At 36.3% G+C, this 14089-nt stretch carries 11 protein-coding genes and 1 pseudogene; 11 read left to right on the forward strand and 1 reads right to left on the reverse strand.

The window, feature by feature from the left end:
* Positions 1-23 precede the first annotated feature (23 nt).
* Both BR50_RS06020 and BR50_RS06025 read left to right on the forward strand, forming a co-directional pair.
* Complete coding sequence (locus tag BR50_RS06020; RefSeq protein ID WP_034547140.1) at positions 24-893, forward strand: alpha/beta fold hydrolase; 870 nt, start codon at positions 24-26, stop codon at positions 891-893.
* A gap of 124 nt (positions 894-1017) precedes the next feature.
* Entirely contained in the window at positions 1018-1572 is a 555-nt protein-coding gene (locus tag BR50_RS06025; protein ID WP_034547142.1) for an NUDIX hydrolase, read from the forward strand.
* Positions 1573-1638: 66 nt separating this feature from the next.
* Here BR50_RS06025 and uraA read toward each other — a convergent pair whose 3' ends face one another.
* Positions 1639-2913, reverse strand: coding sequence for a uracil permease (gene uraA, locus BR50_RS06030; protein ID WP_034547143.1), 1275 nt, complete (start codon positions 2911-2913; stop codon positions 1639-1641).
* Between the two features lie 1039 nt (positions 2914-3952).
* Between uraA and BR50_RS06035 the strand changes: the two genes are divergently transcribed.
* The 9 genes and pseudogenes from BR50_RS06035 (at position 3953) to glpK (ending at position 14061) form a co-directional block, all read left to right on the forward strand.
* Positions 3953-4624: an MFS transporter gene (locus BR50_RS06035; protein ID WP_245792753.1), complete on the forward strand. Its 672-nt coding sequence runs from the start codon at positions 3953-3955 to the stop codon at positions 4622-4624.
* Between the two features lie 82 nt (positions 4625-4706).
* Entirely contained in the window at positions 4707-5666 is a 960-nt protein-coding gene (locus BR50_RS06040) for an IS30 family transposase (RefSeq protein ID WP_034546336.1), read from the forward strand.
* Positions 5667-5678: 12 nt separating this feature from the next.
* Entirely contained in the window at positions 5679-6263 is a 585-nt protein-coding gene (locus BR50_RS06045; RefSeq protein ID WP_281247045.1) for an MFS transporter, read from the forward strand.
* 152 nt (positions 6264-6415) lie between these two features.
* A complete protein-coding gene (locus BR50_RS06050; RefSeq protein WP_034547144.1) occupies positions 6416-6946 on the forward strand; it encodes a YehS family protein in 531 nt (176 codons plus the stop codon).
* 288 nt (positions 6947-7234) lie between these two features.
* Positions 7235-8742 (forward strand): annotated as a pseudogene (locus BR50_RS06055) (DUF1846 domain-containing protein).
* Positions 8743-8951: 209 nt separating this feature from the next.
* Positions 8952-9746, forward strand: coding sequence for a serine hydrolase (locus BR50_RS06060; RefSeq protein ID WP_051905757.1), 795 nt, complete (start codon positions 8952-8954; stop codon positions 9744-9746).
* A 57-nt stretch (positions 9747-9803) separates the two neighbouring features.
* Positions 9804-10691: a C40 family peptidase gene (locus tag BR50_RS06065; RefSeq protein WP_034547145.1), complete on the forward strand. Its 888-nt coding sequence runs from the start codon at positions 9804-9806 to the stop codon at positions 10689-10691.
* Between the two features lie 41 nt (positions 10692-10732).
* On the forward strand, positions 10733-12406 hold the full coding sequence (locus tag BR50_RS06070) for a peptide ABC transporter substrate-binding protein (RefSeq protein WP_034547146.1): 1674 nt from the start codon (positions 10733-10735) through the stop codon (positions 12404-12406).
* 137 nt (positions 12407-12543) lie between these two features.
* The gene (gene glpK / locus BR50_RS06075; RefSeq protein WP_034547147.1) at positions 12544-14061 is read left to right on the forward strand and encodes a glycerol kinase GlpK; all 1518 of its coding nucleotides are present in this window, start codon (positions 12544-12546) and stop codon (positions 14059-14061) included.
* Positions 14062-14089: the final 28 nt, after the last annotated feature.

Raw genomic sequence — 14089 nt, forward strand, 5'->3', positions numbered from 1 at the left:
TTCACATAGGAGGTTTATAAAAAATGTGGATACAAGAGCATAAGTATATCAAAACGAATGGAATTAAACTGCATGTTGTCCAACAGGGTCCTCAAGAAGGACAATTAGTTATTCTACTACATGGATTCCCCGAATTTTGGTATGGGTGGAGCAAGCAAATGTCTGACCTAGCAAATCAAGGATTTCGAGTATGGGCCCCAGATCAAAGAGGCTACAATCTAAGTGACAAACCTAAAAAAACAAGTGATTACCGAATAGATCATTTAACAGCAGATATTGCTGGTTTGATCAAAGCATCCGGGAAAGAAAAAGTGATACTAATAGGTCATGACTGGGGAGGAATCGTGGCTTGGAGAGTAGCGAGGGAATACCCTGAATTGCTGAACAAGTTGATCGTACTCAATGCTCCGCATGAAATGGCCATGAGTAAACAACTCTTCCAACATCCGTTACAAATTCTGAAAAGTTCATACATTGCTTTCTTCCAAATAAGAGGAGTACCGGAAAGATTATTTGGCATGTCTAATTGGAAAATTATGAAAAAAGCATTAGTGAGCAGCAGCCAGGAGGGAACATTCAGTAAAGAAGATTTTCGGGCGTACCGGACTGCTTGGTCTCAACCGGGTGCTATGCGTTCAATGATCAATTGGTATCGTGCGTTGGTAATGAATCCGATCAATTCAGCTGTTCCGTCTAGTGTTTTAGTTCCAACTTTTTTGATTTGGGGAGCTAAAGATCAATTTTTAGGACATGAACTAGCTAGTAGAAGTCTTGAATTCTGTGAGAATGGCCAAGGAGTATTGCTTGGGGAAGCTACACACTGGGTGCATCATGAAGAACCCGAACAAGTCAATAAATTGATTATTGATTTTATTCGTGAAGGGTATTACTAGGGCAGTATAAATTGCTGAAAATCCATATAGTATATTGGTATAATCGGAAAAATCACTTGGAGCTAGAAAGACGTAAGTCAGTTGTCTGTTATATTATATAAAAATTTTCCATAGGAGATCAGCTATGAATTTAAAAAATGACATTGAACAATACATCCCTTATGACCTCCAAGAGGCTAAGGAACAAGAAGTGATGTTAAAGTATTTGAGTAATTTTGATAACTTACTGACTCGTGAAAATGAATTTGCGCATCTTACAGCTTCAGCTTGGATCGTTAATCCTGAACGTACAAAGGTCTTGATGGCGTATCATAATATTTATCAATCGTGGTCTTGGATCGGTGGGCATGCAGATGGCAATGCAGACTTATTAGAAGTGGCTCTGAAAGAAACAACAGAAGAAACCGGTTTAGTAAGTATTGCTCCCATCATGAAAGATATATACTCATTAGAAATATTAGGTGTTCCCAGCCATATAAAAAAAGGCAATCCAATTGCAACACATCTGCATTTGAACGTGACTTATTTGATCGAAGCGAATGAAACTGAAGAAACAACGGTTAAAACGGATGAAAATAGTGCGATAAAATGGATGGAATTAACGGAAGCAGTTGAAGCTTGTACTGAGCCGGAGATGAAAGTCGTTTACAAAAAACTGAATGACAAATTAAAAAGCTGAGTAACCATTTCTTCTATTTAAGTAATAAATAGAAGAAATGCTACCCAGCTTTTTTTTATTTTGTATTTAGTCTTCGCTTGATTCATTCATTAAGCCGGCTCTTTCAAATAAGTAAAAGGCTACGCTTAAAACGATTCCGACTACACTCGCAAGAATCATCCCTTTTAGTTGAATTCCCGCAAAGTTTACTGTTAGTCCGCTTAAACCAGAGACAAGAACGATAGAAGTTAAAATCAGATTTTTTGATTTGCCATAATCTACTTTAGATTCAACTAGTAAACGTAGACCGCTTGTTCCGATCATTCCGTAAAGCAAGAAGGTTACTCCACCGATCACATTTCCTGGAATCGTCGAGATAAACGCTGCTAAAGGTCCAATGAAAGCCATACAGATTGAGAAAATGGCCGCTCCAGCAATTACACGTACGCTATATACACGTGTGATCGCCATGACACCAATGTTTTCTCCATAAGTTGTTGTAGGGACCCCACCAATCAGACCAGATAAAGCAGTACCCAAATTGTCCGCGAATAAAGAGCGATGTAAACCAGGGTCTTTTATCAAATCATGACCGACAACATTTGAAGTGACGACTTGATGTCCGATGTGTTCAGAAGTTAAGACAAGAAGAACCGGCAACATTGTTAGTATGGCATTCACATCGAATTTTGCCCATTGAAAATGAGGCATGGTGAACAATGAGGCTTCCATTAAAGGTGTGAAATCGACCATTCCAAAGGCTGCAGCAGAGATATAACCAACAACGATTGAAATTAAAATTGGGATCGTGGATAAAAATCCTTTAAACAGTACCGAACCTAAAATCGCTACACCTAAAGTGATGGAAAAGACGATGAAGTCCTGTGTTGCGGCAGTATCGGTCATTAAGTTGGCACCTATCGAACCGCCTTGGACGGTATTACTTGCTAGCTCCAATCCAATCAAAGCAACGACAGCACCCATTGCAGCTGGTGGAAGAACGATGTTGATCCATGCTGTACCTACACGTCTGATAAATAAGGCTAAAAGACAGCCAATGATCCCTAATACAACGAATCCTCCTTGAGCATAAGCAAATCCTTGGTTCGCAATAATAATACTTGCAGGTCCAATGAAGGCAAAACTTGAACCAAGATAAGCAGGAGCTTTTCCTTTAGTAATAAGAATAAATAATAATGTAGAAATTCCATTCATTAACAAAACAATACTAGGGTTAATACCAAAGATGATGGGCACTAATACCGAAGCTCCAAACATAGCAAATGTATGTTGCAAACTTAACGGAATGAGTAATTTCATAGGGACCTTTTCATCTATTTGAATAATTTTTTTGCTTGACATGTACGATTCCTCCTATTTTTGGGCACAAAAAATGCCCTCTTTGAATGGTGTATTCGCAAAAGGACCTCAGGTATCGTATCATAAATTGACTTGTTACCCTTTTTAATCTCTCTGGATTAAATTAAAAGGACTTCGCTTTGATTTATTCTAGCAGTAAATAATAGAAATTACAACAAACTATTAATAAATAATTAGATTATCCAAGTGTAGTTTATTGATAGGGTGTATTTTAAAACTATCTTGTTAAGAGAAAAATGGCCGCTACTGCTACTGTTTCTAAAATAAACCGATTTGACAGTGAAAAAGGGAAAGAAAGTCGCTACTCAAAGTAGACTATCATTTGAGTCTGTGGAACGAGCGCTAGTTCGAGTAACTGAGAGTCATTTTTCCATTTGAGTCTGTGGAACGAGCGCTAGTTCGAATAACTGAGAGTTGATTTTCTATTTGAGTATCCGCAACGAGCGTTAGTTCGAGTAACTGAGAGTTGATTTTCTATCTGAGTATCCGTAACGAGCGTTAGTTCGAGTAACTGAGAGTTGATTTTCTATTTGAGAAGCCGTAACAAGCGCTAGTTCGAGTAACTGAGAGTCGTTTTTCCATTTGAGAAGCCGTAACGAGTGTTAGTTCGAGTAACTGAGAGTCGTTTTTCCATTTGAGAAGCCGTAACAAGCGTTAGTTCGAGTAACTCAAAATAGAGAACTATTCTATTTGACTCCATGACTCATTAAGTCGTTCTTATTATTCGATTCTGATCTTAATCACCCCTTATCTTTCTCAGTTAGCCCAAAATCAGAATAGTCATTAGTTTTAAAGCACATCCTATTTACTGTAACTTCTTATCTTGGTAAATTAATTCTATTTGTATGGATCAGAATAGATTCCAATACCTGTAACTATTGGTTTAATAGAGTCTCATGTATACTATTAATGAATAGAAAAGGTAACCAGAGACGTGTATTCGAATAAGCGATTATTAGAAAGAGCGAAAGATTCTTTTCTCTTTTTCCGTAAGTGATTGCATCTAAAGGAGGGGAATAGTGTGGAACAACCGACAAATCAAACAGGTTCAAATTGGCAACGGACAACTGTTTTATTTCTAAGTAGTCAAACAATCTCATTGTTTGGGTCTTCACTAGTCCAGTACGCAATTACGTGGTACCTTACTTTGAGAGAGCAATCAGGTGTGATCATGATGCTATCTGTCGTTTTTGGATTTCTGCCGACCTTCTTCTTGTCACCTTTTGCTGGAGTGTGGGCGGATCGCTACGATCGTAAAAAACTTATTATTCTTTCAGATGCGGTCATTGCTATTTCAACCTTACTTTTGATTTTGTTATTTTTAAGCGGGGAAGGTTCAATATGGGCCTTATTGATTGCTTCAGCTATTCGAGCTTTAGGTGCGGGAATTCAGACCCCAGCGGTTAGTGCGGTATTACCTCAAATAGTACCAAAAGATAAATTGACTAAAGTTAATGGATTCAATGGAAGTATTCAAGCCCTTACGATGTTAGCTTCACCGATGGCAAGTGGAGCATTATTAAACTTTGCTTCACTTGAAATTATTTTCTTTATTGATGTTATTACAGCAATAGCGGCTATTATTATCTTAGCCTTTTTCTTGAAAATCCCTTCTCACAATAAGGCTACACAAGTTCAAGAAAATTCTTATTTAACTGACCTTAAATTGGGTTTTATGTATCGTGGATTGTAAGATTAAGCTATACAAATAAAAAAGCCATTCGTGATACACTCTAATTGTATTTCCAACCATAGAAAACAAGGAGTGATCACAAATGACCTATACCCATATTACCATGGATGAACTAGTGATGATAGAAGCTTATTACCATCAAGGTATTCCAGTTGCTAAAATAGCTGCTTACTTGAATCGTACTCGAACACCGATTAATAATGTTATCAGGTTCTTCAGAGCAGGACATACAGCTTTCGAGTATTACCTACGGTATAAGAAAAACAAGAAGCAGTGTGGACGCGAAAAAGTTGTTTTACCAGAAGAACAACATCTTTATATCAAGGAAAAAGTAGCTGAAGGCTGGACGCCTGATGTCATTATTGGCCGTAAAGAAATGACAATAGACTGTTCCGTACGAACACTTTATAGACAATTTAAAGAAAAAACATTCGATGAAGCTACCCTTCCAATGAAAGGGAAAAGAAAGCCTAACGGACATCAAGAACGTAGAGGTAGACAAGCTTATAAACGAAATATCTCTGAAAGAATAATAGATTATCCAACATTTAAAGAAGAATTTGGTCATATCGAAGGAGATACCATTGTAGGTGTCCGCCACAAAAGTGCGGTCATTACTCTAGTAGAGATTTTATCGAAAGCTATCATTACCTTAAAGCCCAAAGGGCGTAAAGCCTGCGACATTGAGAGTGCTATGAATCAATGGTTCCAATCCATACCAAAAAAATTATTCAAATCCATTACTTTTGATTGCGGTAAGGAGTTCTCCAACTGGAAATCTTTGTGCAACCAGCATGATGTCGCTATCTACTTCGCTGACCCTGGAACGCCTTCACAACGAGCTTTAAACGAGAATTCTAATGGGCTTCTTCGAAAAGATGGATTGCCAAAAGAAATGGATTTCAACGAAGTTGATCAGGCTTTCGTATCGTCTGTTGCACACAAACGGAATATAATTCCAAGAAAGTCATTAAATTACCAAACACCGCTGGAAGTTTTTATGAGTTACATGGATGAAGATATTTTGTATAGCTTAATTTGACAAATCAGATATATTAAAAATCAAGAATTTTTAAAGAAGCTATATAGTTATTTCTCGCTAGCTTATTTACTGGCAGCTCCAGTTTCTTTCTTGACACCTCTACAAGTGACACGTAACTATGGCGGCGATGTATGGAGGTTAACTATGATCGAAGTAGCTTTTTCAACAGGTATGATCATTGGAGGCTTGATAGTCGCTTTTTGGGGAGGGTTTAAGAATCGAATACATTCGATTGCGTTTGCTATTCTAATGATGGGAGTCTGTACAGTTCTTTTAGGAGTGATTCTTAATTTTTGGTACTACTCTCTTATTATGGCTTTATTTGGTATGGTAATACCATTATTAAGTGCATCAACGATCGTGTTACTTCAGGAGAAAGTACCAGAAGACTATTTAGGAAGAGTGTTTGGAGTGGAAACAATGATTGCTACAGCAATGATGCCATTAGGAATGGTGCTTTTTGGTCCATTGGCGGATCTAGTCCGGATCGAGTGGCTTCTCTTAGTCTCTGGCCTACTCCTCTTTATCGTGACGTTATTTATGTTTAATGATAAACAACTTTTGAAATCAGGGGAACCAAAAGAGAATGATCAGTAGTTTTTTATCAATGAGGTCTAGGAAGATAGTGTGCCAAAAGGGGTACACTTAAATATGCAGCAATCTTTTAGCAAAGGGTGCAATACGATGAATAAAGCTTTATACTATATAATAGTTAACAATTTGAGAAAGTCTTTGGAGGGTAAAATAAGATGAATAATAACGATCGATTAGTAAGACTAAGATACGCTTTAGATATTAAAGATAAAGAGATGGTAGAGATCTTTAAATTAGGCGGATTAGAAATAACAAAAGAAGATATCAAAAAAATGTTGGATAAATCAAAAAAACAAAATTCTGATAATGCAAAAGAAAATGATTTCCAAGAAAATGAGTATGTAAAAAACTGCTCTAATCAAACATTAGAATCTTTTTTAAATGGTTTGATCATATTCAAAAGAGGCAAAAAAGAATCAGCAGTCAATGAACCAGAAAAAAAAGCGCCAATGATGATAACGAATGAAAATGTGAATAATATGTTGCTTAAAAAAATTAAAATAGCTCTTTCCCTTACGAGTGAAGATATGTTAGGTATTTTAGGAAATGCGGGAGTCGAAATATCAAAAAGTGAATTAAGTGCAGTCTTTAGAAAAGAAGGACATCGAAATTACAAAGAATGCGGTGATCGATACGCTAGAAACTTTTTGAAAGGCTTAGCTATAGCATGGCGTGAAGAGTCTTGATGAATATTAATAGGCTGTAAGGCCGTATTGATATCTTCTACAGCTTAATTTGATAAAGCAAAACTAAAAAAAGATTCTTCAAGAAAATAGATTGATAATAAAAAATAAACCACTATAATTGAAAAGAATATAAAAAAATGCGTTAGATTTAGGCAACATGTAGGCAAACTTATTTATTCTTAATAGTAGAACCAAAATAAAAACCGTTAGTACGACAAAAATCGTCTAACTTTTTTTTGTTTAAAAGGATAGCTGCTAAAATCTAGCAACTATATAGGAGGAAAGCATATTAAAAAAGTAGGGTTTGATCCACAAAAATATATTGAAGAACAATCAAAATATATCCTTGAACGAGTAAATGATTACGATAAATTATATCTTGAATTTGGTGGAAAACTTATTGGGGACAAGCATGCTAAGCGTGTATTGCCAGGGTTTGATGAGAATGCCAAAATCAAATTATTGCAAAAATTGAAAGATCAGGCTGAAATCATTATTTGTGTGTATGCTGGAGATATCGAACGCAATAAAATTCGCGGCGATTATGGCATTACTTATGATATGGATGTTTTAAGATTGATTGATGAACTAAGAGGATATGGTCTAGAAGTAAATAGTGTAGTGATCACTCGATATAATGGTCAGCCTTCCACAAAACTCTTTATCAATAAGCTAGAAAGAAGAGATATCAAAGCTTCACGCATGCTGCAATCGAAGGATACCCATCAGCTATCGAAACAATTGTAAGTGAAGAAGGATTTGCTAAAAATGAGTACATTCCAACAACGAAACCAATTGTTGTTGTTACAGCGCCAGGTCCTGGAAGTGGGAAATTAGCAACGTGTTTAAATCAGCTTTACCATGAGCGCCATCAAGGGAAAACAGCTGGTTATTCAAAATTTGAAACTTTCCCAGTTTGGAATGTACCATTGAAACATCCGCTTAACATTGCTTATGAAGCGGCTACGGTAGATTTGAAAGATGTAAATATGATCGATAATTTTCACTTTGAAAAATACAATCAAGTAGCGATCAACTACAACCGTGATCTTGAAACATTCCCAGTTATTAAAAAAATCATTGAAAAAATTACTGGAAAAGAATCAGTATACCAATCTCCGACAGATATGGGTGTTAATCGTGTAGGATTTGGTATTATTGATGATGAATTTATTAAAGACGCCTCTAAACAAGAAATCATTCGTAGAAGCTTTTCGACAGAGTGTGATTTTAAAAAAGGGCTAATAGATGAAGAAATTTTAAACCATATGAAATTGATCATGGAAGAAGTCGAACTGAAAAAAGAAGATAGAGTACCAGTGGCGCCAGCTCGTAGATATGCTGAACAGATAAGAGAACATTCTGAAGCGACTGACATGCCAGCGGTTATCGCATTCGAAATGCCAGATGGCCAAATTGTAACGGGCAGAACGACTGCTTTAATGGATTCGTGTTCTGCAGCCATTTTAAATTCGATCAAGGTTTTGGCTCATATTTCAGATGAGATCCATTTATTATCGCCAAATATTTTAGAAACGATCCAAAAACTTAAAGTGAATGATCTTCACAGTAAAATGGCAGCGTTGAATGCAAATGAAGTTCTGATTGCTCTTGCGATAAGTGCAGTCACTAATCCAACAGCTCAATTAGCCTACAATAAATTATCGGAGTTGCAAGATGTTCAAGCACACTCAACTGTAATGCTGAATAAAGATGATGAACAAACCCTTCGTAAATTAGGCCTAGATATCACGTGTGATCCATTTTATCCATCAGAGAATTTGTATTACGTTTAAATCAAAAAAGGGAATTGAGATCTTTATCTCAATTCCCTTTTTTTGGTTTAAAAAATAGTGAAGTAGAGGAGGGTGTGCAGCACTTGGAATGTAAGCGTTACGTTTCTGTTGCGATAGATGATTAGATTCTATATAATTAATTTAAAGTGACAGAAAAATGAGTTTTTAATGTGAATTTTTCTGTTATAAAAAAAGAAATGAGGATGAACATGGATTGGGATAAGGAAATACACGTTTTAGCAACTAAATTTGCACCTTTTATTGAAAGTGGGATCTATATCCATGATGGAACGCAAAAATTAGCTAGTAGAAATGAAGAAGAGTTATTTCCTGCTACAAGCATCATCAAGCTTCCAATCTATCTTTATTATTATGAACAAGCCATTCAAGGGAACCTTGATTTAATGCATAAAATAAAAGTTTCAAAGACCGGTCGTGCAAATGGATCTGGAGTATTACACATTTTGACGTCTATTGAGGAATGGAGTATTGAAGAACTTCTGCAATTGATGATTGCTGTTTCCGATAATGAAGCTACTAATCGGTTGATTTATTATGCGGGATTAGAAAGTATACAGACGTGGATAAAAACAAAGAAGTGGGGTAAAAGAATAGCTTTAAGGCGGTACTTAATGGATTATGAATCTGGTTTAGTCAATGAGATCTCACCGCGAGGAGCCTTGGAGATTTTAAAAGAAATCATCGAGCTAGGAAACAAGCATCCAACGGTGAAAGATCAAATAGAAAAACCTTTTTTGTTGCAACAGTTTCGAACCGGGCTGCCAGGTTACTTGGATGAAAGAGCGATCCCTAATTTAGAAATGCTAAACAAAACTGGTGAAGACAACGGGATCCGTCACGATGTTGGATTGTTCAGATATAAAGATCAAACTGTTTTTATTGCTGCATTAAACAAAGACGTGAAAGAAGAAGCAAAGGCAATAGAATGGATGGAAGAGTTAGGGAAATTAGTATTTGAATTTTTAACAGAGGAGACTGACTGAATAATAGCTTTCTTGCTAGTTAAAGTAAAAAGTCGGTGGTAAGGAGAGAGTGGATAAATGAGAAATATGGTCAATACGACAACAACTTTTTTATGGTCAAAAAATGAATACCATCCTATTCAGGAGAAACTGCTAACACAAAATAGAAAAGAAAATTTTTATACCTTATCAGATGGGGACGCACTAAAACTATATGAGGATCGTTTAGTAGATTCGGAACTGCTTTATGGTGATATTGTTGAAGTAATTGAAATTATTGGAACATTTGCTAAAGTAACCGTCCCAAAACAAGCTTATAAAAATGATCCTAATGGATATCCAGGCTGGGTAATAGCTAAAGACCTTACCGCTGTGCCAGATGGCTGGTCAGAAGCATTAAAACAGGTTGCTGTTAGTCGGTCAACGGCAAAAATTAGTTTTATAAGTGAAACAAAAACGTCTCAAGTAGTTTCTATTGGTACAATTTTAACTGTATTAGAAGCTACAGCTAAACAATATAAAGTCCTTACACCAGATGGTATTGGTTTTATAGCAGAAAGTGATGCTCGCATAATCGGGGACTTACCAGTAAATGCTGTTGAACAAATGATTAATAGCGCAAAATCTTTTTTAGATTTGAGATATGTATGGGCGGGAACAAGTGCAGCCGGATTTGATTGTTCCGGATTTGTGTATACATTGTTTCGAACCTTTGGCATTTGGTTGAGCCGGGATGCTCAAGAGCAAGTATTTGAAGGGGAAGTTCACACTTATGAGGAAGCAATTCCAGGCGATTTATTGTTTTTCGCTTATCAAGAAGGTAATGGAGAAGTTCACCATGTAGGAATTTATTTAGGGGATGATCAAATGATCCATTCACAAACTCCTGGATCAAAAGTAATGGTCACTAAGCTTGAAGGAACAAAGTACCAGAAGGAGTTATGTGCTGTGAGGCGTTTTTTTTAAAGGGGTATAAAAATAAAAAAAATATGAGAGGGTGATAATAAATGAAAAATCAAATAAAAGGCTTGGGTATACTTAGTTTAACAGTGTTATTAACAGCATGTGGGGGTGCGGATCCTGAAGGGTCTTCAACTGCGAACTCTTCTGCTGATGGCGAGAAAAAGCTAGCTGATACACAAGAATTACGTTTAACAGCTTCCTCAGAAATTCCTTCTATGGATACAGCTTTAGCAACTGATTTAACAAGTTTTACCGTTATGAATAATGTTTTTGAAGGGTTGTATGTTTTAGGACCAGATTCTGAGCCTGTTTTAGGTGTGGCAGCTGAAGAACCTATCATCAGTGAAGATGGAAAAACGTATACCTTTAAGATACGTGAAGACGCTGTTTGGTCTAATGGAGAAGCTGTTACAGCAGATGATTTTGTCTATGCTTGGCAAAAAGTCGTGGCACCGGAAACAGCAAGCGGATATGCCTATATGTTTGACGGCTTGATCCAAAATGCTACTGAAGTTATAAATGATGAATTAGATCCAACGGAGTTAGGTGTTAAAGCAATCAATGCTACTGATTTAGAGATTACATTGGTGCAGCCAACACCTTATTTTGATCAGTTATTGACGTTGCCTTTTTTCTTTCCCCAAAATAAAGTTTTTGCCCAAGAACAAGGCGATGAGTATGGGAGCACACATGAAAATTTGATTTATAATGGTCCATTTGTATTAAAAGGATGGGATCAAGCAAGCAGTATGGGATGGACATTTGAAAAGAATGAAGACTATTGGGATGCTGAATCGGTTATTTTGGATACAATAACCGTTGATGTAATCAAAGAAGTTACCACGGAGTTAAATTTATATGAAAATGAGGATACCGACATTGCCTTTTTATCAGGAAATTTTGTCTCTCAATATATTGAAGACCCTAATTTTCATTCATCATTGAATGCGACAACTTTTTACATTGAAATGAATAACTTAAATAACGAAGAATCAACGGAATTAAGCAATGGGAATATCCGATTAGCTATCGCCTCTGCTATTGATAAAGAAGGCTACACGAAGAGTGTCTTGCAAGATGGATCAGAGCCGATTGATGGATTTGTTCCAGCCGGTTTAGCAAGTAATCCAGGAACAGATACAGATTATCGTGAAGATGCTGGGGATCTATTAACTTATGATTTAGAAAAAGCTGAAAAAGCTTGGGAAACGGGGCTATCAGAATTAGGTACGGACAGTATCGAGTTAGAATTGATTACCTCAGATACAGAAGATTCAAAACGATTGGCAGAATATTTACAGGATCAATTACAAAAAAATTTACCAGGTTTGACTGTTAAGTTGAGAAGTATGCCATTCAGTATGAAATTGGAAACAGTTCGTGCAGGCGACTATGATATGGCTGTTAATTCATGGATTGCTGACTTTGCAGATCCAATCAATTATGTAGAACGTTTTGATACAGACATCAATCGTATGAATTATTCGAATACAGAGGTAGATGCTTTAGTAGACAAAGCAAAAGCAACTTATGATGATGACGAAGCGCGCTGGGAAACATTAGTTGAAATTGAACAAGTTGCTTTAGGTGAAGATGCAGCTCTTGCACCATTATATCAATCAGCGGATTCATATCTATTAAATCCAAATGTTGAAGATTTTTACAAACGTGTTTTCGGTCCAGATAGTTATAAATGGACCTGGATAGAAGCTAAATAAATGAATAATAAATAAAAAATAGAAAGCGTTATCATTTATTTCTAGCTTTGGATAGCGAATGCTTTACAATGATTTTTTTTAGCGGTACATTAAGGGAACAACGCTTGAAAGCGTATTATATTATGGGAGGGAACAAAATGACAAAAGAATATATTATGTCGATCGACCAAGGTACTACTAGTTCTAGAGCGATAATATTTGATAAAGCAGGAAACCCTAAATGGAGTTCTCAAAAAGAATTTACACAATATTTTCCTCAACCAGGTTGGGTAGAACATGACGCTAACGAAATTTGGATTTCGGTTTTATCCGTTATTGCAGGTGTTTTAATCGAAGCAGGACTAAAACCAGATGATATTGATAGCATTGGGATCACCAACCAACGTGAAACGACAGTTGTTTGGGACAAAGAAACAGGTAGACCGATTTATCGTGCAATTGTATGGCAATCAAAACAAACGAATGATATTTCAGATCAACTTAAACAAGATGGTCATACAAAATTGATCAAAGATAAAACAGGTCTAGTCGTCGATTCTTATTTCTCAGCAACTAAAGTTAAATTTATTTTAGATCATGTTAAAGGTTCAAGAGAACGGGCTAAAAAAGGCGAATTACTATTTGGAACAATCGATACTTGGTTAGTTTGGAAATTAACAGGCGGAAAAGTTCATGTTACAGATTATTCAAATGCAAGTCGTACAATGATGTTTAATATTTATGATCTTAAATGGGATAAAGATATTTTAGCATTATTAGATATTCCAAAAGAAATGTTGCCAGAAGTCAGGTCTTCTTCTGAAGTATATGGAAAAACAATTCCAGAACATTTCTTTGGTGGGCAAATTCCAATTGCTGGTATGGCTGGTGACCAACAAGCAGCTTTATTTGGTCAAGTAGGATACGAAAAAGGGATGGTTAAAAACACTTATGGTACAGGTGCATTTATTATTATGAATACTGGAAAAGAACCAATCAAGTCAGACAATGGTTTACTTACATCCATTGCATATGGAATCAACGGTGAAATTACTTATGCATTAGAAGGTAGTATTTTTGTAGCGGGGTCAGCACTTCAATGGCTGAGAGATGGTATGAGAATGTTTAGAAGTGCTCCTGAATCTGAAGAATATGCTAAAAGAGTAGACTCAACAGAAAATGTGTATGTAGTACCGGCATTTACAGGGTTAGGTGCTCCTTATTGGGATCAAGATGCTCGTGGAGCTGTTTTTGGCATAACACGCGGGACAACTAAAGAACATTTTATCAGAGCAACGCTTGAATCATTAGCTTACCAAACAAAAGATGTTGTAGATACAATGAATAAAGATTCTGGAATTCCAATTAAAACGCTACGTGTTGATGGAGGAGCATCGAAAAATGACTTCTTGATGCAATTTCAATCAGATATTTTGGATACTAGAATCGAACGTTCTAAGATTAGTGAAACAACAGCTTTAGGAGCTGCTTATCTTGCTGGATTAGCAACAGGATTTTGGAAAAATCAAGATGAGATCAAAAAATATTGGGAAAAAGATGCTACGTTCGAGCCAAATATGGAAGAAGAAGAACGTGAAGATTTGTATGCTGGCTGGCAAGCAGCTGTAGAAGCTACAAGGGTTTTCAAACATATACCTAAAAGAAAAAACAAATAATTTGAAGGGTTTTTGATTATGTAGAGAA

This window comes from Carnobacterium alterfunditum DSM 5972 (assembly GCF_000744115.1).
GTDB classification, from domain to species: Bacteria; Bacillota; Bacilli; order Lactobacillales; family Carnobacteriaceae; genus Carnobacterium_B; species Carnobacterium_B alterfunditum.

Bases quoted from the DNA above. Each gene is read 5' to 3' on its own strand.
- BR50_RS06020 (WP_034547140.1), top strand. From the start codon at position 24: ATGTGGATACAAGAGCATAAGTATATCAAAACGAATGGAATTAAACTG.
- BR50_RS06025 (WP_034547142.1), top strand. From the start codon at position 1,018: ATGAATTTAAAAAATGACATTGAACAATACATCCCTTATGACCTCCAA.
- uraA (WP_034547143.1), bottom strand. From the start codon at position 2,913: ATGTCAAGCAAAAAAATTATTCAAATAGATGAAAAGGTCCCTATGAAA.
- BR50_RS06040 (WP_034546336.1), top strand. From the start codon at position 4,707: ATGACCTATACCCATATTACCATGGATGAACTAGTGATGATAGAAGCT.
- BR50_RS06050 (WP_034547144.1), top strand. From the start codon at position 6,416: ATGAATAATAACGATCGATTAGTAAGACTAAGATACGCTTTAGATATT.
- BR50_RS06060 (WP_051905757.1), top strand. From the start codon at position 8,952: ATGGATTGGGATAAGGAAATACACGTTTTAGCAACTAAATTTGCACCT.
- BR50_RS06065 (WP_034547145.1), top strand. From the start codon at position 9,804: ATGAGAAATATGGTCAATACGACAACAACTTTTTTATGGTCAAAAAAT.
- BR50_RS06070 (WP_034547146.1), top strand. From the start codon at position 10,733: ATGAAAAATCAAATAAAAGGCTTGGGTATACTTAGTTTAACAGTGTTA.
- glpK (WP_034547147.1), top strand. From the start codon at position 12,544: ATGACAAAAGAATATATTATGTCGATCGACCAAGGTACTACTAGTTCT.